This is a genomic window from Vogesella aquatica (assembly GCF_028548455.1).
In the GTDB taxonomy this organism is placed as follows: domain Bacteria; phylum Pseudomonadota; class Gammaproteobacteria; order Burkholderiales; family Chromobacteriaceae; genus Vogesella; species Vogesella aquatica.
The window spans coordinates 91,711-117,684 of record NZ_JAQQLF010000013.1; the positions used below are offsets into that span (position 1 = coordinate 91,711).

A 25,974-nucleotide genomic window follows, 5' to 3' on the forward strand; every position below is an offset into this window, starting at 1 on the left:
GTCGGCGCCCTGCCAGCGGGTAAGCTGGCGGACGCTGCACTGCAACAAGCAACAAGCTTGCCAGCAATAGCGATAAAAGCACGGCCTCGCTGGCCAAGCCGGGCTACGCCGATAACGGGCACAGCGCGCCACCCTGCCTATCAACAACAAGGCCTGTCTGCGTGGCAGACAGGCCTTGTTGTGGCGAAGCTGGCCGGCGCCGGCCAGGCCAAGCCCTAGCGCTGCGGGCGCAACCAGGCGCTTAGCGCACGGATATCTTGCGGCGTGGTGCGGCAGCAGCCGCCAATGCAGGCAGCACCGGCGGCGCGCCACTGGCGGGCGGCATCGGCAAAGGCACCAGGGTCGCTACTGCCGTGCCAGGTCTTGGTGGTGGCCTCGTAGCTCTCGCCGGAGTTGGGGTAGGTCAGCAGGCGCTTGCCCGAAACCCGTGCCGCCTCGCCCAGTAATGGTGCAATGTGGCGCGGCGCGGTGCAGTTGACGCCGACGGCCACGATCTGCGGGAAGTCGGCCAGCGCCACTACCGCGTCGGCCAGCGGTGTGCCGTCGCTGAGGTTGGCCGCATCGCGGCAGGAGAAGCTGACCCAGGCGCGCGCGTCGGGGAACTCGTCGCGCAGCAGGGTGGCCAGTGCCAGCGCCTCTTCTGCGCACGGAAAGGTCTCGCCAGCCAGCAAGTCGGGGCCGGCGGCCAGCAGGGCCGCAATACGCGGGCGGTGGAAATCCATCAGCTGCTGCACGCTCAGGCCATAGCCGCCACGGTATTCGGAACCGTCGGCCAGCATGGCGCCGTACGGCCCTACCGAGGCCGCCACCAGTGGCCGCTTGCGGCCGGCCAGCCTGGCCGCATCGGCACAAAAGGCATCGCGCGCCTCTTGCGCCAGGTGCACCGACTGCTGCATCAGCGCCACGGCCTGCTCGTGGCCAATGCCGCGCTTGGCAAAGCCCTCGAAGCTGGCCTGGTAACTAGCCGTGGTGGCCACGTCGGCACCGGCGGCGTAGTAGTCGTAGTGTACCTGGCGGATCAGCTCGGGCGCCTCCAGCAACACGCGGGCCGACCATAGCGCGTCGTTAAGGTCGCAACCGCGACGCTCCAGCTCGGACGCCATCGCGCCATCCAGGATGATTACATCATTTACGGCCACTGCGGCCAATGGGTCTTGCATAGCTGCCTCTGGATGCGAAACAGGCCCCGTCTGCGGGGCCCGTCATAGTGAAAACAAACCCTGCTTGCAAAGCAAACAGGGTTTGTCTGACAAATGGGCGGCCGGTACGCGCCCGGCCGTGATACCCGGTTACAGGCGGAACTTCGCTACCAGCGCCTTGAGCTCGTCACCACGCGAAGCCAGCACAGTAATGGTAGCCAGTGCTTCTTGCAGGCTGGTATCGGTTTGCTGCGCCATCACGTTCACACGCTCTGCACTGCGCGCCATTTCGTTGGTGGCCACACCCTGCTCGGCGGTGGACGAGGTGATCTCGCTCATGCGCGAGGAAATTTCCTCGGCACTGTGCTTGATCTCTTCTACCTTGCTGGCAGCCTCACGCGACAGGGTCACGCCGGAGCTCACTTTTTCGTTGGTGACATCGGCGTGGGTAATGGCCTCGCCGGTACGGCGGATCACGGTGTCAATCATCTCGGCGATCTGCACGGTGGCCGTAGCGGTACGCTCGGCCAGCTTGCGCACCTCGTCGGCCACCACGGCAAAACCGCGGCCGCTTTCACCGGCACGGGCCGCCTCGATAGCAGCGTTCAGCGCCAGCAGGTTGGTCTGGTCGGCAATATCGCGAATCACACCGACAATACCCTTGATCTGCTCGGACTGGCCGGACAGGCTGCCCATCACACCGTGCAGCGACGATACCGCGTGCAGAATGGATTGCACCTCGCGCTCCACTTCGCTCATGGCGCGGTGGCTTTCTACCGAGTTGCTGCGCGAACGCGATACCAAGGCTTCGGTTTCACCCACATGGTCGGCAATGTGGTTGATGCTGACGGTGATTTCCTCGATGGTAGCGGCGGTAGCCGACAGCTCGGTGGACTGTACACGCGAGTCCTGGGCAATCTGCTCGGCCACACGGTTCAGGTCGGCCGCATCGCGGGCCAGCGCATCCGATTCGTCACGCACGGTGATGAACATCTCGCGCAGCTTGGCCACAAACTGGTTGAACGCTTCGGCGATCTGGCCCACTTCGTCACGGTTGCCTACCGGCAGGGTTTTGGTCAGGTCGCCCTGGCCACTGGCCACTTCTACCATGGCTTTATGCAGCACGTTCAGCGGTGCCAGCATTTTGGCGACACCTGCGTAGGCCAGGATACCGGCCAGCAGCAGTGCAGCTACCGCCAGACCCACCATTACGGTAAGCAGCTGCTTCACCGGGGCCAGTGCGGCCGATTTCGGCACCACCACACCAAACAGCCAGCTGGTTTTCGGCACCGGGTACAGTGCTACCAGATCGGTAACACCATTCTGCTCTACTTCCTGGATCTGGCCGTCTTTAGTCAGCGCGCCCAGGTCAAAACCAGGCATCACTTCGCCGACTTTTTTCAGGCCGGAGTCTTTTTGCGGGTGGGCAATCACGTCGCCTTCGGCTGTGACCAGGAAGGCAAAACCGTCGCCGGGCAGCTTGGCTGCGGTCACTTCTTGTACCACGCGTGCCAGGGTAACGTCACCACCGGCTACCGCCACCAGCTGGCCACCATCCTTGCGTGCCTGGGCGAAGGTGATGATGGGGCGCTTGGTCGCGGCATCAATATAAGGTGGCGAGGCAATGGGGCCCGCAGCATCCTTGGCAGCCAGATACCATGGGCGGCCGGTAGGGTCGTAGCCCGGTGGCACTGGCGAACCGCCGGTAAACTGGGTCATGGTTTTATCTGGCTGGCCGACGTACATGTCGTCAAAGCCACCGGCGTCGCGTGCCTGGTCCAGTACGGGTTTGAGCTCCCCGGTACCGAAACGCGGCAGCACGGAGCCCACGATTTTCTGGCGGCTATCCACCCATTCGCTGACAAAGCTTACTTTGTTGTCAGCAGCCATCTTGATTTCGTTCTGGATTTCTTGTTCCAGCGCCGAGCTCATTTTCAGGTACGCCACGGTACAGAACACCACCGATAAGGTAGTGAGTACCAGCAGGACAAAGATCATCAAGCGCGTGCGTAGTGTCATGATTCGAGCTTCCCCTGAATGTCTATTGATATGTTTTTTCGGACTGCGGGATGGTACTACCAAGCACGCCAGTCAGATTCCCCAGGCAACACAAAACAACTTGCATACAAAATACTGTCGAAATGGCACGTAATCATGCCCCAATGGGCTAGATAAAAAACGTTTCCTTCTCACTTGTAAGCATTTTCATTGAATTTATGCGCTACCGCGCGGGCTTTGGCCAACGAAATCTTTAAATCTCAGTGCGCCCTTTTATTTGTTAGCCAAACATTGCAATACATACAAGTTTTTTTAACTTACCTATAAATGCGAATGTCAATAATTGCACAATAAACAGTCAATGGCTAGTGCATGGATTGTTGCAATAACGCAATAGCGTGCCGCACCTTGGCTGGCAGCACGTCGCGGCGCGGCGTTACCGCATAGACCGGCAGCGCCGGCGCCTGCCAGTCCGGCAGTAGCTGCACCAGCAAACCCGACTGCAGATGGCTGCGCACTTCCGGCCCGGGCTGCATGGCGACACCCAGCCCGTCCAGCGCAAACGCGCGTGCCGACAGCATGCTGTTACTGGCGATGCGGCTGCGCAAGCGCAGCATTTCCACCTCGCCCTCCCGCTGCAAACGCAAAGGCGTCAGACCATGCTCCTGCTCCAGCCCTATCCAGTCGTGCTGGTACAGTTGCCCAGGCTGCAGTGGCGTGCCGCGTGCCGCCAGATAGGCCGGCGCCGCCACCAGTACGAACGGCCAGTCGGCCAGATGGCGCGCCACCAGTGTGGAATCCGGCTGGTTACCGGCACGCAGCGCCAGGTCGATACGGTGCTGCACCAGGTCGATCATCTCGTCCTGGAAAAACAGCCGCAGGCTCAAGCCAGGGTTGGCCGCCAGCAACGGTGCCAGCGCCTGCCCCAGCACGCCACCGGCAAAACCGCTGGGGGCGGCGATGCGCAGCTCGCCCACCGGCTCGTCACGTAGCGCGGCCATCTGCACGCTGGCCTCATTGGCGGCCGCCAGCATGGCGGCGCAGCTGCGATAGAACACGCCACCGGCCTCGGTGAGCGTGAGTTTGCGGGTGGTACGGTGCAGCAGCGCCACCTGGTGCTGCTGCTCCAGCCGCTTGATGTGCTGGCTCACTGCCGAAGCCGTCATGCCCAGCGTGCGCCCGGCAGCGTTCATGGAGCCGTGTTCGATCACGGCGGCAAACACCGCCATGCTGCGTAGTTCGTCCATTACCAACCTCAGCTTAACAATGATTGAATTTCATAGCGGATTATCAGCCCAAAGCGCGTGATCTACCATGCACTTATTCCCCTCCCCCGAAAGGACACAGCATGAACATCGCACTCATCGGCGCTAGCGGTTTTGTTGGCCAGGCTTTGCTGCAAGAACTACTGGCCCGCGACCACCACGTTACCGCACTGGTCAGCCGCCCGGAACGGGTTGCCGCTGCGGCCAACCTTACCGTCAAGGCCAGCAACGCCTACGACGCCGACGCCATCGCCCGTGACGTGGCCGGCCACGACGTGGTGATCAGCGCCTTCAACCCGGGTTGGGACAAAGCCGACATCCGCACGCTGTTCCTGCAAGGCCACGCTGCCATTGTGGCCGGCACCAAGGCCGCCGGCGTGGCGCGCTTCATCGAAGTAGGCGGCGCCGGCAGCCTGTACGTGGCACCGGGCCTGCAGCTGATCGACACCCCGCATTTCCCGGCCGAATACAAGGAAGGCGCAGAAGGCGCGCGCCAGGCGCTGAACCAGCTGCAAGACGAAAGCGTGCTGGACTGGGTATTCGTGTCGCCACCGGCACTGCTGGCCCCGGGCGAGCGCAGCGGCCAGTACCAGCTGGGCGCCAACGAACTGCTGATGGACGGCGACGCGCCGGCCGGCATCAGCGTGGCCGACCTGGCGGTAGCCATCGTGGACGAAGCCGAGCAGGCGCGCCACCACCGCCAGCGCTTTACCGTAGCAGCGGCCAAATGAAGCGGGTAGTGATCGGCGCAATGTTGGCCGCAGGCCTGGCTACTAGCTCCCTGCCGGCACTGGCCGGCCCGCGCGAAGACGCCAACAAGGCGCTGGTGCTGGCTTTTTACGACGCGGCCTTTACCCGGCTTGACGCCGAACAGGCGGCCACGTATCTGGCGCCCGGCTACATCCAGCACAACCCGGAGGTGGCCAACGGCGTCGCCCCGCTGCAGGACTACGTGCGCTGGATACGCGCCAATGCGCCGCAAAGCCGCGCCAGCATCAAACGGGTACTGGCCGACGGCGACCTGGTGATGCTGCACGTGCACAGCCAGGACCAGCCCGGCGAGCTGGGCGTGGCGGTAGTGGACATCTTCCGCGTGCAGGATGGCAAGATTGCCGAGCACTGGGACGTGATCCAGCCGGTGCCCGCCAAAGACGCCAACGGCAACGGCATGTTCTAGCCCGCCAGCAAAACACCTGTCACGCCGCCCTGCTTGCCCCGCGCAAGGGGCGGCGATTTGCTGCGTTCGCACATCGATAAATCTGCCGCATGCATTGACAGCAGCAAGCACCGTCTTCTAGATTCTGCAAGCCACGTGCGACACGGCAGGGCCCCGCCCCGCCGCACCGCGCCGCATACACAGGAGAGACTGCCTACGCGGCAGCGCCGAAGGGGAATCGCCCCAGAAACTCTCAGGCAAAAGAACTGTGTGTGTCAGGCACTCTGGAGAGAAGGTTGGCCGCAACGCCACCTCGCCGAAGGACACCCGGTACGCCATCGCGCGCCGCAATATCTCAGGCACAAGGGACAGAGGGGGCATCGTCCGGCATGGCCGGTCGGGTGCCCTCGCCTTTGTGCCAGCCATGCCCCGCCCGCCCATGCCGCCACGCGGCACCCTGGGCACCCGCCAAAGAGCCATGCACACGGCTGCTGCCAGCAGCCAGACACGACATGGAGACAGATATGTTCACGCAAGACATGCAGATTGCCGGCTTCGACGACACCCTGTGGGCCGCCATCCAGGCCGAAACCCAGCGCCAGCAAGACCACATCGAGCTGATTGCCTCGGAAAACTACACCAGCCCGCGCGTGATGCAGGCGCAAGGCACCCAGCTGACCAACAAATACGCCGAAGGCTACCCCGGCAAGCGCTACTACGGCGGCTGCGAGCACGTAGACGTGGTGGAGCAGCTGGCCATCGACCGCGCCTGCCAGCTGTTTGGCGCGCGCTACGCCAACGTGCAGCCGCACTCTGGCAGCCAGGCCAACGCCGCCGTGTACATGGCGCTGCTGCAGCCGGGTGACACCATCCTGGGCATGAGCCTGGCCCACGGCGGCCACCTTACCCACGGCGCCAGCGTCAATTTTTCCGGCAAGATCTACAAGGCAGTGCAGTACGGCATCAACACGGAAAGCGGCGCCATCGATTACGACGAGGTGCAGCGGCTGGCCACCGAACACCAGCCCAAGATGCTGGTGGCCGGTTTCTCCGCCTATTCGCTGGTAGTGGACTGGGCGCGCATGCGCCAGATTGCCGACAGCGTCGGCGCGTGGCTGTTCGTAGATATGGCACACGTGGCTGGCCTGGTGGCGGCCGGACTGTACCCTAGCCCGCTACCGCACGCCCATGTGGTGACCACCACCACCCACAAAACCCTGCGCGGCCCGCGCGGCGGCCTGATCCTGGCGGCCAACCCGGACGAAGCGCTGGTGAAAAAGCTGCAGTCGCTGGTCTTCCCCGGCATCCAGGGCGGCCCGCTGATGCACGTAATCGCCGCCAAGGCGGTGGCTTTCCTGGAAGCGCTACAGCCCGAGTTCAAGACCTACCAGCAGCAGGTGCTGGATAACGCCCGCGCCATGGTGGCGACATTCCGCCAGCGCGGCTATACCGTGGTATCCGGCAAAACCGACGACCACCTGTTCCTGCTGAGCCTGATCGACAAGGGCCTCACCGGCAAGGCCGCCGACGCGGCACTGGGCGCGGCCTGCATTACCGTCAACAAAAACGCGGTGCCGAACGACCCGCAAAGCCCGTTTGTGACCAGCGGCATCCGCATCGGCACCCCGGCCATCACCAGCCGCGGTTTCGGCAGCACCGAAGCCGGCCAGGTAGCGCACTGGGTATGCGACATCCTGGACGATATCGATAACGCCGAGGTCGCCGCGCGCGTACGCCGCCAGGTGGCCGAGCTGTGCGCGGCCTTCCCCGTGTATCGTTAAAACGCACCGCAGCATCGGTAGTACACACAGCGGCGGCATTGCTCAGTACAATGCCGCCGCTGCCCGGGCAGCACCCACCCACCATGGCCCACCCGGCCGGACAGACAACACCCGTGGCGCCACCCGCGCCCACACCATAAAAAGAGAAGCAGCATGGCTATCAGCGTATTCGACCTGTTCAAGATCGGCATCGGCCCGTCCAGCTCCCACACCGTCGGCCCGATGCGTGCCGCGCGCCAGTTTGTGGCGCGGCTGGAAAAAGACGGCCTGCTGGCCGCCACCGCCAGCGTCAAAGCCGAGATGTTCGGCTCGCTGGGCGCCACCGGCAAAGGCCACGGTACCGATACCGCCGTGCTACTGGGCCTGCAAGGTGAACACCCCGACCTGGTCGATACCGATGCGGTAGACGATATGCTGGCCGCCATCCGTGCCGACAAGGCCATCCGCCTGCTGGGCAGCCACGTGGTGCCCTTTATCGAGGGCGAACACCTGATCCTGCACAAGCGCAAGGCACTGCCCTACCACCCCAACGGCATGATCTTCGAAGCGTTTGCGGCCAACGGCGACAGCCTGTCCAAGCGCGCCTACTACTCGGTAGGCGGCGGCTTCGTGGTGGACGAGGCGGCCATCGACGCCGGCTTTACCCCGCCCGGCGTTACCGAGCTGAAGCACCCGTTCAAGACCGGAGCCGAGCTGCTGGCGCTGTGCCAGCGCCACGGCAAGTCGATCAGCCAGATCATGCTGGAAAACGAGCTGGCCTGGCGCAGCGAAGACGAAGTGCGCGCCGGCCTGCTGAATATCTGGCAAGTGATGCAAAGCTGCGTGAAGCGCGGCTGCGAGCGCGAAGGCATCCTGCCCGGCGGCATGAAGGTGAAACGCCGCGCCGCCGACATGTACCAGAAGCTACTGGCCTCGCCGGAAGCCGCGCTGCGCGACCCACTTACCGTGATGGACTGGGTCAACCTGTACGCGCTGGCGGTAAACGAGGAAAACGCCGCCGGTGGCCGCGTGGTGACCGCGCCCACCAACGGTGCTGCCGGCATCATCCCGGCGGTGATGCACTACTACGCCCGCTTTATCCCTGCGGCCAACGACGACGGTATCGTGCGCTTTTTGCTGACCGCCGGCGCCATCGGCATCCTGTTCAAGCTGAACGCGTCGATCTCGGGCGCCGAGGTAGGCTGCCAGGGCGAGGTCGGCTCGGCCTGTTCCATGGCAGCAGGTGGCCTGGCCGAAGTGCTGGGCGGCACGCCGGAGCAAGTGGAAAACGCCGCCGAAATCGGCATGGAACACAACCTGGGCCTGACCTGCGACCCGGTGGGCGGCCTGGTGCAAGTGCCGTGCATCGAGCGCAACGCCATGGCGTCGATCAAGGCCATCAACGCCGCCCGCATGGCACTACGCGGCGACGGCCAGCACTTTGTATCGCTGGACCGCGTGATCAAGACCATGCGCGACACCGGCCGCGACATGAGCACCAAGTACAAGGAAACCGCACGCGGCGGCCTGGCGATCAATGTGATCGAGGTGCCGGTGAATATTGTGGAGTGCTGATCGGCCAGCACCGGCCGAGAACGTGGCGTGACCACGGCAGGATCCGCTACGCGGATGATGCTTGGCATTGCCGGTTCCGCCCGGCGGACGGGGTACTTTCTTTTGCTTCGCCAAAAGAAAGTACCCAAAGAAAAGGCGACCCGGGGCTGCTCGAAACCCCGCTCAAAAGCACAGCCCCCAGGCGCCGCCGAACTCGCCGCGTGCTAACGTCACGCGGCTCAAACAAATCGGCTGCTTAAAACCTGGGGGCTGCACTTTTGTCCGGCTCGCGCCAACGGGCTATTGGCGCTTCACCCACATGTTACCAAGCAGTACCGCCCAGCCTTTCGAAACCGCACATTCACTTCAGGCAAAGCGCGCCGGCGAGTACGGCGCAGGGTCGGTAAACGGCTGCTCGCCCAGCATCATCTCGGCCAGCAGGCGCCCCGACACCGGCCCCAGCGTCAGCCCCAGATGGCTGTGGCCAAAGCAGAACCACAAACCCGGGTGACGCGGCGCGGCGCCAATCACCGGGCGCATGTCCGGCAGGCAGGGGCGGCAGCCCACCCACGGTTCGGCATCCACGCGCTCACCCAGCGGGAACAAGCCTTGCGCCAGCGCTTCGGCCTGCGCCAGCTGATTGGGCGTGGGCGGCGCGTCACGGCGCGCCAGCTCCACACCGGTGGCCAGCCGCAAGCCACGCGCCATCGGTGCCACCAGAAAGCTGTTTTCCATATCCACCACCGTGCGCTGCAGGCCAGGGCCACGCGCATAGTAGTGCATGTGGTAGCCACGTTTGACCTGTAGCGGAATGCGGTAACCCAGCGGCGTGTACAGGTCGTCCGACCACGGCCCCAGCGCCAGCACCACCTCGCGTGCCTGATACACACCGGCGTCGGTATGCACCTGCCAGCCGTTGCCCGCCTGGCGCAAACCCTGTACCGCGCATTGCTTCAATACCCCGCCCAGCGTCTGGAAGTACGCCGCGTAGCCGCGTACCAGCGCACCGGGGTCGCGGATGCTGTGCGGGTCGTGCCAGTGAATCGCCCCGCTAAAGCCCTGCCCCAGCCCAGGCTCGGCCTGGTGCAGCGCCGCTGCGTCCAGCACGGTGAGGCCCAGGCCGTATTCGCGGGCGATACGCTGCGCATTGGCCGCTTCGTCAAAAAAGGTGGCCTCGCCGCGCCACGCCTCCAGCAGGCCTTCACTGCGGCGCAGCTCGGTCACACCGGCAGCACGAATCCAGGCGTCGTGTTCGGGCAGGCAGGCTTCCAGCAAGGGCAGCATGGCGCGGCCGGTAGCGGCCAAGCGTGCCGGTGCCGACTCGCGCCAGTACTGCCACAGCCAGCCGGCGTAGGACGGCAGCGTGGCCGGGTGGTAGCGCACGTCGGGCGAGCGGTTGGCCGCCAGGCGCAATACCGACGATAGCTGGCGCGGGAAGCCGTACGGTATCACCGCCGCCCGCTCCAGCAGGCCGGCATTACCGTGGCTGGTTTCCTCGCCAGGGGCGCGCCGGTCCAGCAGCCATACCTGGCGGCCACGTTGCTGCAGGGCCAAGGCGGCCGACACGCCGACCATGCCGGCACCCAGTACGATTACATCTGCATCCATGCTGCTTGTTGCCTTCCTGCTGCCGCGCCGGCCTGGCCGCGGCGATAGTCAAACGATGCGGCCAACCCTGGCGCACCGACGCCCGGCGGCTAGCCGGGCGGGTAAAAACCTACTTGGCGATAATGTCGCGCTTGAAGTACTTCTGCGACAAGCGGCTGAGGGTGCCGTCCTGCTTCAGCGCCGCAATAGCCTTGTCCAGCTCGGCCTTCAGCGGGTCGCCTTTGCGCACGCCAAAGCCGGTGCCTTCGCCCAGCGTGGCAAAGTCACTCAGCACCTTGCCCTTGAACTCGAAGGGCTTGCCCTGCGGTTTATCGAGGAAGCCTTCCTGCGCATTCTGCCCTTCCTGTACCGAGGCATCCAGGCGGCCGGCGGCCAGGTCCAGGTAGATCTGGCTCTGGTCACGGTAGGCCACCACCTTCACGCCTGCGCGCTCCCAGTGCTTGCGCACAAAGTCTTCCTGCGTGGCGCCCTGCAGCACGCCGACGGTCTTGCCCTTCAGCGCGGCCACGGTAGGCTGCAGTTTGCTGTCACGGCGCGCCACCATCTGGATAGGGACGATGTAGATCGGCACGGTGAAATCAATCGATTCGCGGCGCTTGGCGGTAATGTTCATCGCCGAGTTGATCACCTCGAACTTGCGCGCCATCAGCCCCGGAATCAGCCCCTCGAACGAGGTTTCCACGTAGCTGCACTTGGCCGCCATGCGTTCGCAAATGGCATTACCGATCTCGATATCGAAACCCACCAGTTTGCCATCGGGCAGCTTGCTTTCGAATGGTGCGTAAAATGGCTCCAGCCCCATGCGGACGGCCTGGCCACCGGCCAGCGCCGGGCCGGCCAGCAAAGCGATAAGGGGCAGCAGATAACGGCTGGCAGTGCGGGTTTTGCTCATGATGATTTCTCCTGGCGGGGTCCTGCCCGGCGGCTGCCGGTAGCGGGTGGCGGCTCGTCTTGGCCGCTTGCCGGCAAGAATAGATAAAATTTCCATCGTGGACAATTTTTTTCTTCATCGCTAAGCTAAGGTCATTGCCATCCGCCATGCCAAGACACCATGCACGCTATCAACCACCACGCCGCCCCGCTAGTTCTGACCGCCGACGCCATCCGCCCGCACCTGCCGCAGCTGCCGGTACGTCAGGTATTGCTGCAATTGTTCACCGCACTGGGCCAGGGCCAGGCGGTGCAGCCACCACAAACGCTGACACTGTTTCCGGGTGACACCGGCGATGTCATCACTTACCAGGGCGTACTGGCCAGCCAGCAGCTGTTTGGTGCCAAGCTGTCGCCGTATATCGTGACGGGCGGCAAGCCGCTGGTAACCGCCTGGACCAGCCTTTTCTCGATGCAGACCGGCCAACCCTTGCTGTTCTGCGACGCCAGCCTGCTCACCGTAGAGCGCACCGCCGGCACTACGGCACTGGCAATAGAACAGCTGGCGCGCCCGGACAGCCAGCAGCTGGCGCTGATCGGCTGCGGCGCAGTCGGCCAGGCCCACCTGCGCCACGTACTGGCCCTGCGGCCGTGGACGCGCATCCGCGTATTTGCCCCCGGCCTGGCAGCAGATAGCGCCCTGCAGGCACAGCTGCTGGCGATGGATGCCCGCATCGAGCTGGCCAGTTCGGCCGAGAATGCCGCCGCCGACGCCGACGTGGTGATGCTGTGCACCTCGTCCGGCAGCCCGGTACTGGACGTGGCCGCACTGCGCCGCCCGGCGCTGATTACCTCGATCAGCACCAATGTGGCCCAGGCGCACGAGATCGCACCGGCGCTGCTATCGCAGCTGGACGTGTACTGCGACCACCGCGCCAGTACCCCCAGCCGCGCCGGCGACATGGTGTTGGCCGCACGCGACCACCAGTGGCAGGCCGATGCCATCCGTGGCGACCTGGCCGAGCTGGTAACCGGCCACTGCCCGCGCCCGGACTACCAGCGCCACGTGTTTTTCCGCTCCATCGGCATGGGCCTGCAGGACATCGCCATTGCCCACGCCCTGCTGCAACGCGTGCAGCAAGGCGGCTAGATCCGGACAAAAGGTTGGCCGCACTTGTGGCCAACCTTGCGCTACGGCACTATGCCGCCTCTGCCCGGAACCCATGCCCATGAGACACGCTACCCACGCTACCGACCTGCTGCTGTCCCGCTACGCCCACCTGGCCGACAGCATCACCAAGCTGTTCTTCCCCTACGCCGAGGTGGTGATCCACGACCTGGCCGAGCAGCGCGTGCGCTACCTGGCCAACAACCTGTCGCGGCGCGAAATCGGTGACGAATCCGGGCTGGAAGACATCGAGCGCACCATTGCCGACCGTTTTGTCGGCCCCTACGAAAAGCTGAACTGGGATGGGCGCCGCATGCGCTGCGTCAGCAGCGTGCTGTTTGACGATGACGGGCAGGCGCTGGGGGTGATGTGCATCAACTTCAACATTGCGGTATTCGAAGACATGCACGGCATGCTGGGCATGCTGCTCAAAGGCGCCGGGCTGGTGGCGCAGCCGGCCGAGCTATTCCGTGACGACTGGCAGGAGCGTATCAATACCTTCATGCACGGCTGGCTGCAGCACAGGCAGCTGGCACTGAACGGCCTGACGCGCGACCAGCGCCGCCAGCTGGTGGCCGCGCTGCATGCCGAAGGCGCTTTCCAGGGCAAGAGCGCCACGCATTACATTGCCAACGTGCTGGGGCTGGGCCGTGCCACCGTGTACAAGTACCTGAAAGAGCTGAAAGAAGGCTGAACACGCCACCGGCCCGGAGGCTGTCAACCAGTGGATATCTCCCCGAATGGCATGCGCTATCGATAGAAAAGACCCAACTAGCAATAGTGTTTCGTTAACAAAGTCTAAAGTTTGTGCGCAGTGTGTCGTTATGTCAGGATGCGCCACCATCCAATGCCAAATGCAAAAATGGCATTATACTGGCCTGCCTTAACACACACTCACTGACAAATAGACGGAAGCAAAACGTGAAACCCAAAAAAATCCTGTTTGTTGTCATGCCTTACGAAGGTGAAGTACGTGATCGCGTCACCGCCAAGTTCTACAAGAACAAAGCCGTAAAATACATGCCGTTGGGTGTCTTGAGCCTCGCGGCCTGCGTGCCGCCCGAATACGAAGTCAAGGTACTGGATGCGGCCAGCCTGGGTCTGGACCTGCAGGAAACCATCGACCAGATCGAAGCCTGGGCACCGGATGTCCTGGGCCTGTCGGTAGTCACCTACCGTGCCTGGGCCATGGTGCAGATCCTGCAACGCACCAGCGCACCCATCAAGATTGTCGGTGGCCCGCACGCCACCAAGAGCTACAACTACATTCTGGAACAAGGTGCCCACGCCGTGTTCGTGGATGATGCCGAAGTCACCTTCCCGCAATGGCTGCAAGCCGGCTGCCCGGAAGGCGTGTTCTGGGGTGGCCAGGTCAACCTGAACACCATTCCGCTACCGGCTCGCCATTTGCTCAATATCGACGATTATCGCATCGAGAAAAACGAAGACCTGTTGTTTGACGTTGGCGCCTTGCGTCTGCCGATGTTCAGTTCCAAAGGCTGTCCGTACGCCTGCACCTATTGCGACGTGCAACAGAAAACCTTCAACTTCAAGTCCGCCGAGCGCTGCGTGGAAGAATTCAAGGCGCTGGTCGAGCTGGGTGCTACCTCGATCCACATCCTGGACGACGCGTTCAACGTCAACCGCAACCGCGTCAGCGAAATGTCCAAAGCGCTAGTACGGGAAAACATCAAGGTAGACTGGAGTGCCAGGGGCACGGTAGAGGTACGGGAGTCGGTTATCGCAGACCTGGCCGAAGCCGGCTGCAAACGCCTGCATGTCGGCATCGAGAGCCTGGACGACACCATTCTGGCCGGCTTCAAGAAGGCCTCCCGTTACAAGCACATCGAGCAGTTTTCCACGCTGTGCCAGCAGTACGACATCGACATTCTGGGCTACTTCATCATCGGCGCGCCGGGCGAAACCAGCGAGTACCGCCGTACCCTGCCGCAACGCATCCGCGACCTTGGCATCAAGCTGCCCTACTTCAACCTGCTGTCGCCGCTGGCGGAAACGCCCTACTACGAAGAGCTGCTACGCACCGGCAAGTTCAAGACAGATATCTGGACCGAATTCTGCAAGAACCCGGTGCCGGATTTCATCATTCCGGAAATCCGCTCCGAAGAGGAAGAAGAAGAACTGCGCCTGATCATTGATGACTACGTGCGCTATTTCAAACATGATGACATGCCGGTATTCGTAAACTGATGATGACCCCGCTCCGACTGGCCATACTGTGCAGCACCAGCAACACCTATCTGTTGAACATGTGCTTTGCCCTGATGAAAGGGTTTCACCGTATCGGTGTGGACTGCCAGCTGCTGGATGCTGACAAACCCGCCGACGCACTGGGCAACGAGCTGGACAAGCTGTGCCCGGATGCCGTGTTCGAAATCAACCGCACACGAGGCCAGTCGCCGCTGTCCCTGCCGGCATCCTGCCTGCACCTGTGCTGGATTCAGGATGCCTGGCATCAGGACCCGGTGAGCGGCAACAAGCTGCTGCACCGTGCCGATCCTCGCTTTGGCGGCAGCGACCTGCTGTACGGCCTGCTGAAAGCCGACTATTTCGGCCTTCAGGCCCAGGCCACTAGCCAGGAGTGGAAAATCCTGCAACCTGGTGCCGATACCGACCTGTACGCGAACCTGCCGGATAGCCGGCCGGAGCCGGGACTCGCGTCCATTTGCGGCTATATTCCGAAACCGATCAAGCCGACCCCCGCCATGCACGAGCTGCTCATTGCCCAGCATCAAGGCCGGCAGGTATCGGTAGGCGATCTCATTTTCAGCCTGAGCTACCAGCACAAGGTATCCATCAGCCGCCACTCCACCGGCGATATCCATGCCCTGATGACAGCCGAGATCAACAAACGCCTGGGGATCTCCATCAGCATTGACGAGATGCTAGCCCTGTTCGACTCACATTGGACACTGCTGCTGCTTGACACAGAGCTCCCACGGATTCCCGATCGACTGGGCAATGCCAATGCCGTGCTGGACGAAGGGTTACAACTACAGCTCTTTGGCCCGAACCAGTGGCTGGGATGGGAGCGATTGGCGCCTTACTATCAACGCAACCTGAGCTGGGGTAGCGAGTTATGCAATGTCTATCGTCGCAGCCAGTTCAATCTGCACAATGGCGCCTTCGGCATGCACCAGCGCGTACTCGAATGCATGGCTGCCGGCGGCGTCATCCTGATTAATCATACCGACTACGACCCGGAACATGATGTACAGGCGCATTTCACCGATGGCGAACACTACATCGCCTACCAACCGGAAACCTTGCGCGATACGCTGTCACAGTGGAAAGCACAACACGAGACGCTGCGCGACATCGGCCAGGCAGCGGCATCACATGTCCGACAACACCATCGATGGGAAAACCGTGCCAGCGCCATCCTTGCAGACATCCACGCCCTGCACCAGAAGCGGCGCCAGCTCCAGTAAAACCAGGGCGTCCATGTGATGGAAGCCCTGCGCTAGCACCGTTGGCATCATGGGCTGGTAACGGCTAGTCTTCCTTCTGCTGCAAAAACAGCGTCAGCGTCAGCTCGCCGTTTTCGCCTTTCACGCTGCGCACGTTCTGCAGGCTGAGGTCGGACGGCAGCAGCAGGCTGACACCATGGCCGATGCCGACCTTGCTCCAGCTCTTCTCCAACCGCTTGGCCACCGATTGCGCCGGCAGCGGCGCGTCGCTTTCCAGCGAAAAGCCGTAGCTTTCGGCGGCGTTGTCGAACAGGCGGCCAACCTCTTCCGGCCCCACGTAGCGCTCGGCCATGCTACCCATCTGGCGCGGCGACAGCTCCGGCTCGGTCTTGCACAGGTTCATCACTTCGTCCTTGAAGCGCACCTGCTGCTGCGGGTCGTCAATTTCTTCCGAGATCTGCTCCAGCACCTCGGCCACCACCTTGCTGCTGGTGCTGGTATCGGGCACGCGCATGGCCTGCAGGAAGTCGTCCAGCCAGAACTTGGCTTCGTTACCCTGGCGGTCCACTGCGTACAGCAGCGGGCCGTGCTCCAGCAGCAGCGCGCCCTTGTCGATCAGGCGCGGGTTGATGCCGCTGGCGTGGCTGATGTCGAACACCTCGCCGCTTTCCACGATGGTGAGGAAGTCTTCCTGGATTTCGGCTTTAAAGAGGCCCAGCGCACGCACTTCGCGGTCGCCGTCGCTCAGGCCGGAAAACAGGATCACCAGCAAGTCGCCGGCCATGATGTTGGGGTGCTGCGAGCGGGCGTACAGGTGCTTGGCAATGCGCTGCGACACCTCCAGCAGGTCGGCCTCGCCACGGAAGAACTGGCGGCTGTAGTGGTACAGCTCGTTCAGGTTCAGGTCGCTCTCGTGGTAGAACTGGTACTTTTTCTTGTCGGAGACAATGCCCTTCAGGTAGCCGTCCAGGATCAGCGCCGATACGCCCTCGTCCACCTGGGTGGCCTTGCCGGACAGCTGCAAGGGCTCGCTGCGGGCCGGGTTGCCGACACGGTGTACCACGAGGCGTTCTACGCGGGCTTCGGTTATCTGCATGATGCTTCCTGTTGGGGGCTGAAAAACGGGTGGCGATTATCGCACATCCGGCCGCCAGGCTCTAAGCCTGGCCAAACTGCAATGCGGCCAACCTGGCGTACAGCGGCGAGCTTTGCAGCAGCGCTTCGTGACGGCCCTCGGCCACAATGCGCCCACCCTCCAGCACGATGATGCGGTCTGCCTGCTTGACGGTGGCCAGGCGGTGGGCAATCACCAGCGTGGTGCGCCCGGCAGCGGCGTGCTCCAGCGCCTGCTGCACCAGCTGTTCCGACTCGGCGTCCAGCGCACTGGTGGCTTCGTCCAGCAGCAGCACAGGCGGGTTTTTCAGAATGGCGCGGGCAATGGCAATGCGCTGGCGCTGGCCGCCAGACAGGCGCACGCCGCGCTCGCCCAGAAAGCTGTGGTAGCCCTCGGGCAGCTTTTCGATGAAATCGTGCGCGGCGGCGGCACGGGCGGCGGCGATGACCTCGTCGTCGCTGGCGTCGGGGCGGCCGTAACGGATGTTCTCCAGCGCGCTGGCGGCAAAGATCACCGTGTCCTGCAGCACAATGCCGATGTGGCGGCGCAACGCGGCCGGGTCCAGCTGGTCGATGGCGACACCGTTGAGGCGGATGCGGCCAACTTGCGGGTCGTAAAAACGCAGCAGCAACTGGAACAGCGTGGTCTTGCCGGCGCCGGACGGCCCCACCAGCGCCACGTGCTCGCCCGGGCGCACCTGCAGGCTCAGCCCCTGTAGCGACGGCTGGCCGGGGCGCGACGGGTAGGCAAAGGTGACATTATCCAGCTGCAGGCCCTCGCCTTCTGGCGGCAGCCACTGCGGCTGCGCGGGCGGCTGCACTGGCGAGCGCTGCGCCAGCAAGGCCAGCAGGCGCTCGGTGGCTCCGGCCGCGCGTTGCAGGTCGCCCCACACCTCGGCCACCGCACCGATGGCACCGGCGGTCACCACCGCGTACAGGATGAACTGTGCCAGCTGGCCGCTGCTCATCTGCCCGGCCAGCACGGCGTGCGCGCCCAGCCACAGTACAAACACGATGGCACCGAACACCAGCAAGATCACCAGGGCGGTAAGCTGGCTACGCGCCACGATGCGCGCCAGCGCGGTATCAAAGCTGCGCGTCACCGAGGCATCAAAGCGTGCCACTTCGTGCCCTTCCTGCGCAAACGCCTGCACCGTCTGCACGGCGTTCAGCGCCTCGCCCGCCATGGCGCTGGAATCGGCAATGCGGTCCTGGCTGGAACGCGACAGTGCGCGCACACGGCGGCCGTAGACCAGAATCGGTACGATGACCAAGAGCAGTGTCAGCAGGATGTAACCCGTCAGGCTAGGGCTGGTCACCGCCAGCATCACCAGGCCACCCAGCATCAACAGCACATTGCGCAGGCCCATCGACAGGCTGGTGCCCACCACGGTTTGCACCAGCGTGGTGTCGGTGGTCAGCCGTGACAGCACCTCGCCGGTTTGCAGGGTCTCGAAGTATTCCGGGCTCATGCCCACCACATGCCGGTACACCGCGCTACGCAAATCGGCCGTCACACGCTCGCCCAGCCACGACACCAGATAAAAACGCAGCGCGGTAAACAGGGCCAGCACACTGGCCAGGCCAAACAGCGCCAGGAAATAGCCGTCCACCGCCTGGCGCTGGGTGAAGGCGTGGTCGATCAGGTAGCGAAACGCCACCGGCAGCAGCAACGTCGCCCCGGCGGCCACCAGCAACGACAGGCCCGCCAGCACAAAACGGCCACGATAAGGGCGCATGAAGGGCAGCAAACCGCCCAGCGGCGTAAATTTTTGCAGCAGGCTTGGTTTATTCACCACAGCACCCCGAAAACAGGAATAAAACCGGTACATGGCCGCATACACCGGCTATTTCAAGAGCCGGGCAATGTCACAGCACCATCGCCGCACTGAACGGCATTTATTGCCAAAGCAGGCCAGCACGGCCACCAGGCCGCTGCGGCACGATGCCAAGATGAAGCTGGCAATGCACCGCCGCAGGCACAACAATACCCTTGAACACACCCGCCACCCGGGCCGGCAATATAACCATAACGAGACAAGCCGCATGCTGATCAACTGCGTGGCCTACCAGAACGGCCAGAAACTGGGCGATATCGCCAGCACCGACATACACGATTACCTGCGCCGGCCAGACTGTTTTGTGTGGGTAGCGCTGAAAGACCCGCTACCCAGCGAAATCAGCCAGCTGGCGCGCGAATTCGACCTGCACGAGCTGGCCGTGGAAGACGCGCAGCACGGCCACCAGCGGCCCAAGCTGGACGAATACGGCGACATGCTGTTCTGCGTGATGAAAACCCTGCAGCTGGATGACGAGGGCTACCTGAACGAGGGCGAGGTCGATGTATTTGTCGGCGCCAACTATGTGCTGTCCATCCGTAACGGCACACGCAAAGGCTTCCAGAACGTGCGCGACCGCTGCGAACGCGAGCCGCACCTGCTGCAGCATGGTGCCGGCTTTGTGTTCTACGCGCTGATGGACGCCGTGGTGGACCGCTACTTTTCGGTGATGCACCAGCTGGAAGACGAGCTGGAAGCGCTGGAAGAACGGCTGTTCTCGCGCAACGGCCAGGCGCGGCAAAACATACAAGACCTGTACGCGCTAAAGCGCAAGCTGGTGATGGTCAGCCACGCACTGGTGCCGCTGCACGAAGCCACCGCGCGCCTGCACGGCGGGCGCGTGCCGCGGGTATGCGGCGGGCTGCAAGACTACTATCGCGACGTGGACGACCACCTGGCGCGCATCATCCGCAATCTGGAGTCGCAACGCGACATGCTGGCTACCGCCATCCAGGTGAACCTGGCCATGATTTCGCTGGACGATTCCAGCGTCAGCAAGAAACTGGCCGCCTGGGCGGCATTGTTTGCCGTACCCACCATGATTGCCGGCATCTATGGCATGAACTTCGAACACATGCCGGAACTGAAATCGGTCACCGGCTACCCCACAACCCTGCTGATCATGGCCGTGCTCGATGGCGTGCTGTGGTGGCGCTTCAAGCAGTCTGGCTGGCTGTAACGGCTGGCCGCATCACATGCCGCTGCGGGCAGCCAGCAAGGCAGCCTGCCGCACGCATACATAGCCGCGATGCGAACTGACGGCGCCGCATGCCACTAGCGCGCCGATCAGGCGGGCCACCACCTCGCGGCTGCTACCCAAATGATTGGCCATGACCTGCTGCGTCATGCTCACCCGCCCATCCGCACCGGCATGCAGCAACAACAGGTTCGCCAGCCGCTGGCCCAGCGTGCAGGCGTGCATTTCTTCCAGCATGGCCATCAGGCGGAACACCAGCACGGATAGAGTCCGCACGGTGAGGTCCTGCATGACCGGTTCCAGCGCGAACAGGCTGCGGAATACCGGCCCGGGTATGAAGGCAATCTCGGCCGCCTCCTCCACCGCCACCCAGGCCGGGTAACGCACATCATTGAACAGGCTGTTGAGGGCAAACACGCAGGTTTCACCGGGGCGGATGAAGTACTGAGTGGCCTCGTGCCCGGCAGGCGTCAGCGTGTAGACGCGTAAGCAGCCGGACAGCACCACATAGGCGCCGGAAATGTTTTGTCCCTTGCCCAGCAAGGGCGCCGGTGACACTTCGTGCCGCTGCAGCGAGCACTGTCGCAGCAAGGCCTGGCTGCGGGCACCCAGCAAGCTGAACGGCGGGTAATCGGTCAGGGTCACGATGCTCCCTTCTGCAAGGCCGCTGCGCGCGGCGTGGCGGCAACACGTAGCGCATCGCTGCTGAGCGCCTGCAAAAAGGCCACCAGGTCGGCCACCTGCCGGTCGGTCAACGGGCTGCGATCCTCACTGTACAGGGTGGCATCGTCCCCCAGCCAGCTTTGCAGCCCGCCACTGCGCCCCAATTGGGCAGTGGCCATGATGCGGACCACCTCTTCCAGACGGTCTATCGACCCGTTGTGCAGCCAGGGGCCGGTGAGCGCCACGTTACGCAAGGACGGCACACGCCACGTGCCACGCTGGCCGGCATCGTCAAACAGACGATAGCGTTGCTCGTACACGCTAGGGTTGGCCGGAAACAGGCGGCGCGGCCCCCCGCTACCGCCCAGCCCGGCAGCACTGAAGTTGGGCCCGTTGTGACACAGCACGCAATTGAGTGTGTCGAACAGGGTCATGCCGCGGCGTTGCGCAGCGTCCAGCGCCTGGCGCTCACCGCGCACATAGCGGTCGTACGGGCTGTCGGCGGTAATCAGCGTGCGCTCGTAGGCTGCCAGCGCCAGCGCCATCCGCTCGAAACTGATGCCGGCATCGCCAAAAGCAGCAGCAAAGCCGCCGGCATAGCCGGGCAGCTGCCGGATGCGCGCCTCAGCGGCAGCTGCAGTGGGCAGGCCCATTTCCAGCGGGTTGAGGATAGGCCCCTTGGCCTGTTCTTCCAGCGAGGCGGCCCGCCCATCCCAGAACAACTGTTGCTGGAATGCGGCATTCCATACGGTGGGGGTATTGCGCGACCCTTGCTGCCCGCGGATGCCCACGGCGATAACGCGGCCATCGCCCCCCGCCTTCCGTGTCAGGGCATGGCAGGTGGCACAGGACTGCGTACCATCCGCCGACAACTGTGTTTCGTTAAACAGGCGGCGCCCCAGCGCCACCTTGGCCGGGCTGCCAGGGTTGGCCGCAGGCTGGGGGGCCTGCAACGGCAGTGCCTGCCAGACATAGCGGCGCGACACGGCCGCAGCAAAGGCGTCGCCGCCCTGTGGTGGTGCCAGCCCCAGCGCAGAAAACTGCAACCAGGGCCGGGTCATGGTGTCGGGGTACTGGATAATGGCTGCCGCAATCAGCATTTTGATAGCAAACGCCAACACGCCCACCCCCAGCGTTCCGCCCAGCAGCCACTTGCCCTCCACCGCCAGGCCGGCGAACGGGCCCAGCTCGAGAAAAACCAGCAAAACCAGTATCAGGCCAGCCAGTACACTGGCGCTGATACCCACGCAGAACACATCGAACATACCGCTGCTCATGCTGCCCTCCTGCGGGCAGCAGCCTGCCTGCGCTGCTGCCCGGACATGGTTACTCCGCCCTGCTCAGTGCCAGAAAGGTATCCGCCGGCGTGGCGGTGCTGACTTCTACGATCTCGTCAAAATCCAGCCCCACCCGGCGGTGTGCCCGCCGCACTGCTTCGGCGTCGGCAGCCATCGAGAAACAGAAAGCGCGTCCGTCCTGGTAGCTGAGATGGGTACGCAGCGGCACTACCCCTTCCTGCAGGCAGGCTGCCACGTAGTGGCGGTAAAATGCGGCAAAATCGGCGGCGTCCAGACCGACAGGGAAAGTCCCGCTGCGCTGGTCGTGGGTATCCATGAAAAAACGCAATGCTTGCATGATGCTGGCTCCGTAGCACGACACATGTCGTATGCAGCAGGCTAGCGGGCAGCGGCGGGCAAATCTGTAGCATTGGTTACAGAAGCGGCCAATGCGAAAAGCCCGTGTCTTTCGACACGGGCTTTTCAGTATTCTGGTGGCGGGGGAAGGATTCGAACCTTCGAAGGCAGAACCGTCAGATTTACAGTCTGATCCCTTTGACCGCTCGGGAACCCCGCCAGAACAGGAGGCGAATTATGTCAACGCGCCCACCCTGCGTCAAGCCCCTGTTTGCTATTTTTTGCATTTTTTTCGATAAGCAGAAACAGGCCATTATTTATCAAATGCTTGCCAAAGACATAGCGGCATCCATTACATGAGGCAGCATTGCCCGGGGCGCCACTTAATCCCAATAACCCGGCGCGGCATACACCTCGCGCAGGTGCTCGATAAACAAACGCACCCTGCCCGGCAGAAACTTGCGCTGCGCCACCACGGCGTACACCGGGTAATCCGGCGAGGAAAAACGATCCAGCACGGTCACCAGGCGGCCTTCGGTAATATCGTCTTTTACTTCCCACATCGAGCGCCAGGTCAGCCCCAGCCCCTGCAGCGCCCAATCGTGCAGCACGGCGCCGTCGTTACACTCCAGCGCACCGCGCACTTTCAGGTTCACCAGCTCGCCGCCTACTTTGAACGTCCAGCCGCGGCTCTGGCTTTCACCCAGCGACAGGCAATCGTGCTGCTCCAGGTCGGCCAGCACCTTGGGCGTGCCACGCTGCGCCAGGTAGGCCGGCGCCGCCACCACCACGCGGCGGTTTTCGGCCAGCCGCACGGCAATCAGGCTGGAGTCGGCCAGGTCGGAGATGCGGATGGCGCAGTCGATGCGGTCGCGCACCAGGTCGGTCAGCCGGTCGGACAAGTCCAGCGTAATGCGGATATCGGGGTGCTGCCGCAAAAAGCTGGCCACGTGCGGCGCCACATGGCGGCGGCCAAAGCCTGCCGGTGCCGATAGCCGCAGGTGCCCGCGCGCGCGCGCGTTACCGCTGGCTACGGCAGACTCGGCTTCGGCCAGGTCACCCAGAATGCGCAGGCAATCCTCGTAAAAGGCCGAGCCCTCTTGGGTCAGCGAAATACTGCGTGTGGTACGCACCAGCAGCTTGACCCCCAGACGGTTTTCCAGCGCATCCAGCCGGCGGCCAATAATGGCTGGCACCACATCCTCCTGCCGGGCGGCCGCAGAAAGGCTGCCCAGATTCACCACTGAAACAAAGGTTTCCAGCTGCTTTAGCGCGCTCATTAGTACACCAAAAGTAAAAAATGTTATGGCATTTTAGCGCTTTGCGCAGCGCAGCAACATGGCTACACTGATGCCATCAACACTTATTCCAAACCCATGCGCAGCCGCGCAACACGACAATAGAGAGCCTTCCATGACTGCACGTATCCAGAAGCATCGCCTCGCCGTTGCGGCCAACCTTCACGACTTTATCGAACAGGAAGCCCTGCCCGGCACCGGCATGGCTAGCGAAGCCTTCTGGCTGGGCTTCGATGCGCTGGTCCATACCCTGGCGCCGAAAAACCGCGCCCTGCTGGCCGAACGCGACCGCCTGCAGACCGAAATCGACCAATGGCACCGCCAGCAGCCTGGCCCGATTGCCGACATGGCCGCTTACAAGGCTTTCCTGTCCAGCATTGGCTACCTGACACCGATACCAGCCGATAGCCGCATCGACACCAGCCATATCGACACCGAGTTGGCCGAACAAGCCGGCCCGCAGCTGGTGGTGCCGGTGATGAACGCCCGCTACGCGCTGAACGCGGCCAACGCGCGCTGGGGCAGCCTGTACGATGCACTGTACGGCACCGACGCCATCAGCGAAGACGATGGTGCCACCCGCACTGGCGCCTATAACCCGGCGCGCGGCGGCAAGGTCATTGCCTTTGGCCGTGCCTTCCTGGACCAGGCTGCCGTACTGGAAACCGGCTCGCACAGCCAGGCTAGCGCATACCGCGTGAACAATGGCCAGCTGGAAGTCGTGTTGCAGAACGGTAGCAGCACCGGCCTGAAGCAGCCGGCACAATTCATCGGCTACAACGGCGATGCGGCCGCCCCCACTGCCGTACTGCTGAAAAACAACGGCCTGCATTTTGAAATCCAGATCGACAAGAGCAGCGCCATCGGCGCCCAGGACGGCGCAGGCGTGAAAGACATCGTGATGGAAGCGGCCATCAGCACCATCATGGACTGTGAAGACTCGGTTGCCGCCGTAGATGCCGACGACAAGGTAGTGGTGTACCGCAACTGGCTGGGCCTGATGCTGGGCACGCTGACCGAAGACGTGGCCAAGGGCGGCAAAACCTTTACCCGCCGCATGAACGCCGACCGCCAGTACACCGCCGCCGCCGGTGGCAGCCTGACCTTGCACGGCCGCAGCCTGCTGTTCATCCGTAACGTGGGCCACCTGATGAGTAACCCGGCCATTATCGACGGCGAAGGCCGCGAGATTCCGGAAGGCATCATGGACGCCGTAGTCACCACGCTGATCGCGCTGCACGACCAGCAACGCCGCGGCAACTCGCGCACCGGCTCCATTTATATCGTGAAGCCGAAAATGCACGGCCCGGCCGAAGTGGCGTTTGCCAACGAGCTGTTTGGCGCGGTGGAAAACCTGCTGGGCCTGCCGCAATACACGGTGAAGCTGGGCATCATGGACGAAGAGCGCCGCACCAGCGTGAACCTGGCTGGCTGCATTGCCGCCGCCCGCCACCGCGTGGCCTTCATCAACACCGGCTTCCTGGACCGCACCGGCGACGAGATGCATACCTCGATGGAAGCCGGCCCGATGATCCGCAAGGGCGACATGAAAACCAGCAGCTGGATCCAGGCTTACGAGCGCAACAATGTGCAAGTGGGTCTGGCCAGCGGCCTGCGCGGCCGCGCCCAGATCGGCAAGGGCATGTGGGCCATGCCGGACCTGATGGCCGAGATGCTGAAACAGAAGATCGGCCACCCGAAAGCCGGTGCCAACACCGCCTGGGTGCCGTCCCCTACCGCCGCCGTGCTGCACGCGCTGCACTACCACCAGGTAAATGTGCAAGAAGTACAGAAAGGCATGGAGGCACAGCCGGCCGAAGACCTGCAGGACGCGCTGCTCACCATCCCCGTTGCGGCCAACCCTGACTGGAGCGCCGCCGACATCCAGCAGGAGCTGGACAATAACGCGCAAGGCATCCTGGGTTACGTGGTGCGCTGGATCGACCAGGGCGTGGGCTGCTCCAAGGTACCGGACATCCACAACGTGGGCCTGATGGAAGACCGCGCCACGCTGCGTATTTCCAGCCAGCACATCGCCAACTGGCTGCGCCACGGCATCGTCACCGAAGCGCAGGTCACCGAGACACTACAGCGCATGGCCGCGGTGGTGGACCAGCAAAATGCCGGCGACGCGGCTTACCAGCATATGGCCGGCCGCTTCGACAGCTCGGTCGCGTTCAAGGCGGCGTGCGACCTGGTGTTCAAGGGCTGCGCCCAGCCATCCGGTTACACCGAGCCACTGCTGCACGCCTGGCGCCTGGTGGCAAAAGCCCAGTAACAGCAC

At 63.4% G+C, this 25,974-nt stretch carries 21 protein-coding genes, 1 tRNA gene and 2 riboswitches; of the genes, 10 read left to right on the forward strand and 12 right to left on the reverse strand.

Annotated elements, in window-relative coordinates; translation table 11 throughout:
• Nucleotides 1–215 precede the first annotated feature (215 nt).
• The 3 genes from mmuM to PQU95_RS11625 form a co-directional block, all read right to left on the reverse strand.
• Nucleotides 216–1,160, reverse strand: coding sequence for a homocysteine S-methyltransferase (gene mmuM / locus PQU95_RS11615; RefSeq protein ID WP_272752167.1), 945 nt, complete (start codon nt 1,158–1,160; stop codon nt 216–218).
• Nucleotides 1,161–1,289: 129 nt separating this feature from the next.
• Entirely contained in the window at nt 1,290–3,158 is a 1,869-nt protein-coding gene (locus tag PQU95_RS11620) for a methyl-accepting chemotaxis protein (RefSeq protein ID WP_272752168.1), read from the reverse strand.
• 344 nt (nt 3,159–3,502) lie between these two features.
• A complete protein-coding gene (locus PQU95_RS11625) occupies nt 3,503–4,384 on the reverse strand; it encodes a LysR family transcriptional regulator (RefSeq protein ID WP_272752169.1) in 882 nt (293 codons plus the stop codon).
• Between the two features lie 101 nt (nt 4,385–4,485).
• On the opposite strand from PQU95_RS11625, the gene PQU95_RS11630 reads away from it, so the two are divergent.
• From PQU95_RS11630 to PQU95_RS11645, 4 genes are all read left to right on the forward strand, one after another.
• The gene (locus tag PQU95_RS11630; RefSeq protein ID WP_272752170.1) at nt 4,486–5,133 is read left to right on the forward strand and encodes an NAD(P)-dependent oxidoreductase; all 648 of its coding nucleotides are present in this window, start codon (nt 4,486–4,488) and stop codon (nt 5,131–5,133) included.
• Nucleotides 5,130–5,579, forward strand: coding sequence for a nuclear transport factor 2 family protein (locus tag PQU95_RS11635; protein ID WP_272752171.1), 450 nt, complete (start codon nt 5,130–5,132; stop codon nt 5,577–5,579). Before PQU95_RS11630 ends, PQU95_RS11635 begins: the two co-directional genes overlap by 4 nt.
• Nucleotides 5,580–5,749: 170 nt before the next feature.
• Nucleotides 5,750–5,837, forward strand: a riboswitch (glycine riboswitch).
• 1 nt (nt 5,838) lies between these two features.
• Nucleotides 5,839–5,934, forward strand: a riboswitch (glycine riboswitch).
• Between the two features lie 148 nt (nt 5,935–6,082).
• Entirely contained in the window at nt 6,083–7,339 is a 1,257-nt protein-coding gene (glyA, locus tag PQU95_RS11640; protein WP_272752172.1) for a serine hydroxymethyltransferase, read from the forward strand.
• A gap of 153 nt (nt 7,340–7,492) precedes the next feature.
• Nucleotides 7,493–8,893 carry an L-serine ammonia-lyase gene (locus PQU95_RS11645; RefSeq protein WP_272752173.1) on the forward strand — a complete coding sequence of 467 codons (1,401 nt, stop codon included), beginning with the start codon at nt 7,493–7,495 and terminating at the stop codon, nt 8,891–8,893.
• 345 nt (nt 8,894–9,238) lie between these two features.
• Here PQU95_RS11645 and PQU95_RS11650 read toward each other — a convergent pair whose 3' ends face one another.
• Both PQU95_RS11650 and PQU95_RS11655 read right to left on the reverse strand, forming a co-directional pair.
• Nucleotides 9,239–10,480, reverse strand: a complete 1,242-nt coding sequence (locus tag PQU95_RS11650) for an NAD(P)/FAD-dependent oxidoreductase (RefSeq protein ID WP_272752174.1) — start codon at nt 10,478–10,480, stop codon at nt 9,239–9,241.
• Nucleotides 10,481–10,589: 109 nt separating this feature from the next.
• Nucleotides 10,590–11,372 carry a transporter substrate-binding domain-containing protein gene (locus PQU95_RS11655; RefSeq protein WP_272752175.1) on the reverse strand — a complete coding sequence of 261 codons (783 nt, stop codon included), beginning with the start codon at nt 11,370–11,372 and terminating at the stop codon, nt 10,590–10,592.
• A gap of 159 nt (nt 11,373–11,531) precedes the next feature.
• On the opposite strand from PQU95_RS11655, the gene PQU95_RS11660 reads away from it, so the two are divergent.
• From PQU95_RS11660 to PQU95_RS11675, 4 genes are all read left to right on the forward strand, one after another.
• A complete protein-coding gene (locus PQU95_RS11660; protein WP_272752176.1) occupies nt 11,532–12,500 on the forward strand; it encodes an ornithine cyclodeaminase family protein in 969 nt (322 codons plus the stop codon).
• Nucleotides 12,501–12,579: 79 nt separating this feature from the next.
• Nucleotides 12,580–13,212: a helix-turn-helix transcriptional regulator gene (locus PQU95_RS11665; RefSeq protein WP_272752177.1), complete on the forward strand. Its 633-nt coding sequence runs from the start codon at nt 12,580–12,582 to the stop codon at nt 13,210–13,212.
• 227 nt (nt 13,213–13,439) lie between these two features.
• On the forward strand, nt 13,440–14,726 hold the full coding sequence (locus PQU95_RS11670; RefSeq protein WP_272752178.1) for a B12-binding domain-containing radical SAM protein: 1,287 nt from the start codon (nt 13,440–13,442) through the stop codon (nt 14,724–14,726).
• Nucleotides 14,726–15,967: a glycosyltransferase family protein gene (locus PQU95_RS11675; RefSeq protein ID WP_272752179.1), complete on the forward strand. Its 1,242-nt coding sequence runs from the start codon at nt 14,726–14,728 to the stop codon at nt 15,965–15,967. The genes PQU95_RS11670 and PQU95_RS11675 overlap by 1 nt, the downstream gene beginning before the upstream one ends.
• A 64-nt stretch (nt 15,968–16,031) precedes the next feature.
• On the opposite strand, the gene PQU95_RS11680 is transcribed toward PQU95_RS11675, so the two are convergent.
• On the reverse strand, nt 16,032–17,042 hold the full coding sequence (locus PQU95_RS11680; RefSeq protein ID WP_272752180.1) for a nucleoid-associated protein: 1,011 nt from the start codon (nt 17,040–17,042) through the stop codon (nt 16,032–16,034).
• A 61-nt stretch (nt 17,043–17,103) separates the two neighbouring features.
• Nucleotides 17,104–18,855 carry an ABC transporter transmembrane domain-containing protein gene (locus PQU95_RS11685; protein ID WP_272752181.1) on the reverse strand — a complete coding sequence of 584 codons (1,752 nt, stop codon included), beginning with the start codon at nt 18,853–18,855 and terminating at the stop codon, nt 17,104–17,106.
• Nucleotides 18,856–19,105: 250 nt separating this feature from the next.
• Between PQU95_RS11685 and corA the strand changes: the two genes are divergently transcribed.
• Nucleotides 19,106–20,077 carry a magnesium/cobalt transporter CorA gene (corA, locus tag PQU95_RS11690; protein ID WP_272752182.1) on the forward strand — a complete coding sequence of 324 codons (972 nt, stop codon included), beginning with the start codon at nt 19,106–19,108 and terminating at the stop codon, nt 20,075–20,077.
• 12 nt (nt 20,078–20,089) lie between these two features.
• Here the strand turns inward: corA and PQU95_RS11695 are convergent, their stop codons facing one another.
• From PQU95_RS11695 to PQU95_RS11715, 5 genes are all read right to left on the reverse strand, one after another.
• A complete protein-coding gene (locus tag PQU95_RS11695) occupies nt 20,090–20,740 on the reverse strand; it encodes a Crp/Fnr family transcriptional regulator (protein ID WP_272752183.1) in 651 nt (216 codons plus the stop codon).
• Entirely contained in the window at nt 20,737–22,035 is a 1,299-nt protein-coding gene (locus PQU95_RS11700) for a cytochrome-c peroxidase (RefSeq protein ID WP_272752184.1), read from the reverse strand. The genes PQU95_RS11695 and PQU95_RS11700 overlap by 4 nt, the downstream gene beginning before the upstream one ends.
• Nucleotides 22,036–22,084: 49 nt before the next feature.
• Nucleotides 22,085–22,393 (reverse strand): DUF4242 domain-containing protein, encoded by a 309-nt coding sequence (locus PQU95_RS11705; RefSeq protein WP_272752185.1) that lies wholly within the window; start codon nt 22,391–22,393, stop codon nt 22,085–22,087.
• 134 nt (nt 22,394–22,527) lie between these two features.
• Nucleotides 22,528–22,612 (reverse strand) — tRNA-Tyr (locus tag PQU95_RS11710).
• Nucleotides 22,613–22,775: 163 nt separating this feature from the next.
• Complete coding sequence (locus tag PQU95_RS11715; protein WP_272752186.1) at nt 22,776–23,672, reverse strand: LysR family transcriptional regulator; 897 nt, start codon at nt 23,670–23,672, stop codon at nt 22,776–22,778.
• Between the two features lie 133 nt (nt 23,673–23,805).
• On the opposite strand from PQU95_RS11715, the gene PQU95_RS11720 reads away from it, so the two are divergent.
• Nucleotides 23,806–25,968, forward strand: coding sequence for a malate synthase G (locus tag PQU95_RS11720; RefSeq protein ID WP_272752187.1), 2,163 nt, complete (start codon nt 23,806–23,808; stop codon nt 25,966–25,968).
• The last annotated feature ends 6 nt before the right edge of the window (nt 25,969–25,974 follow it).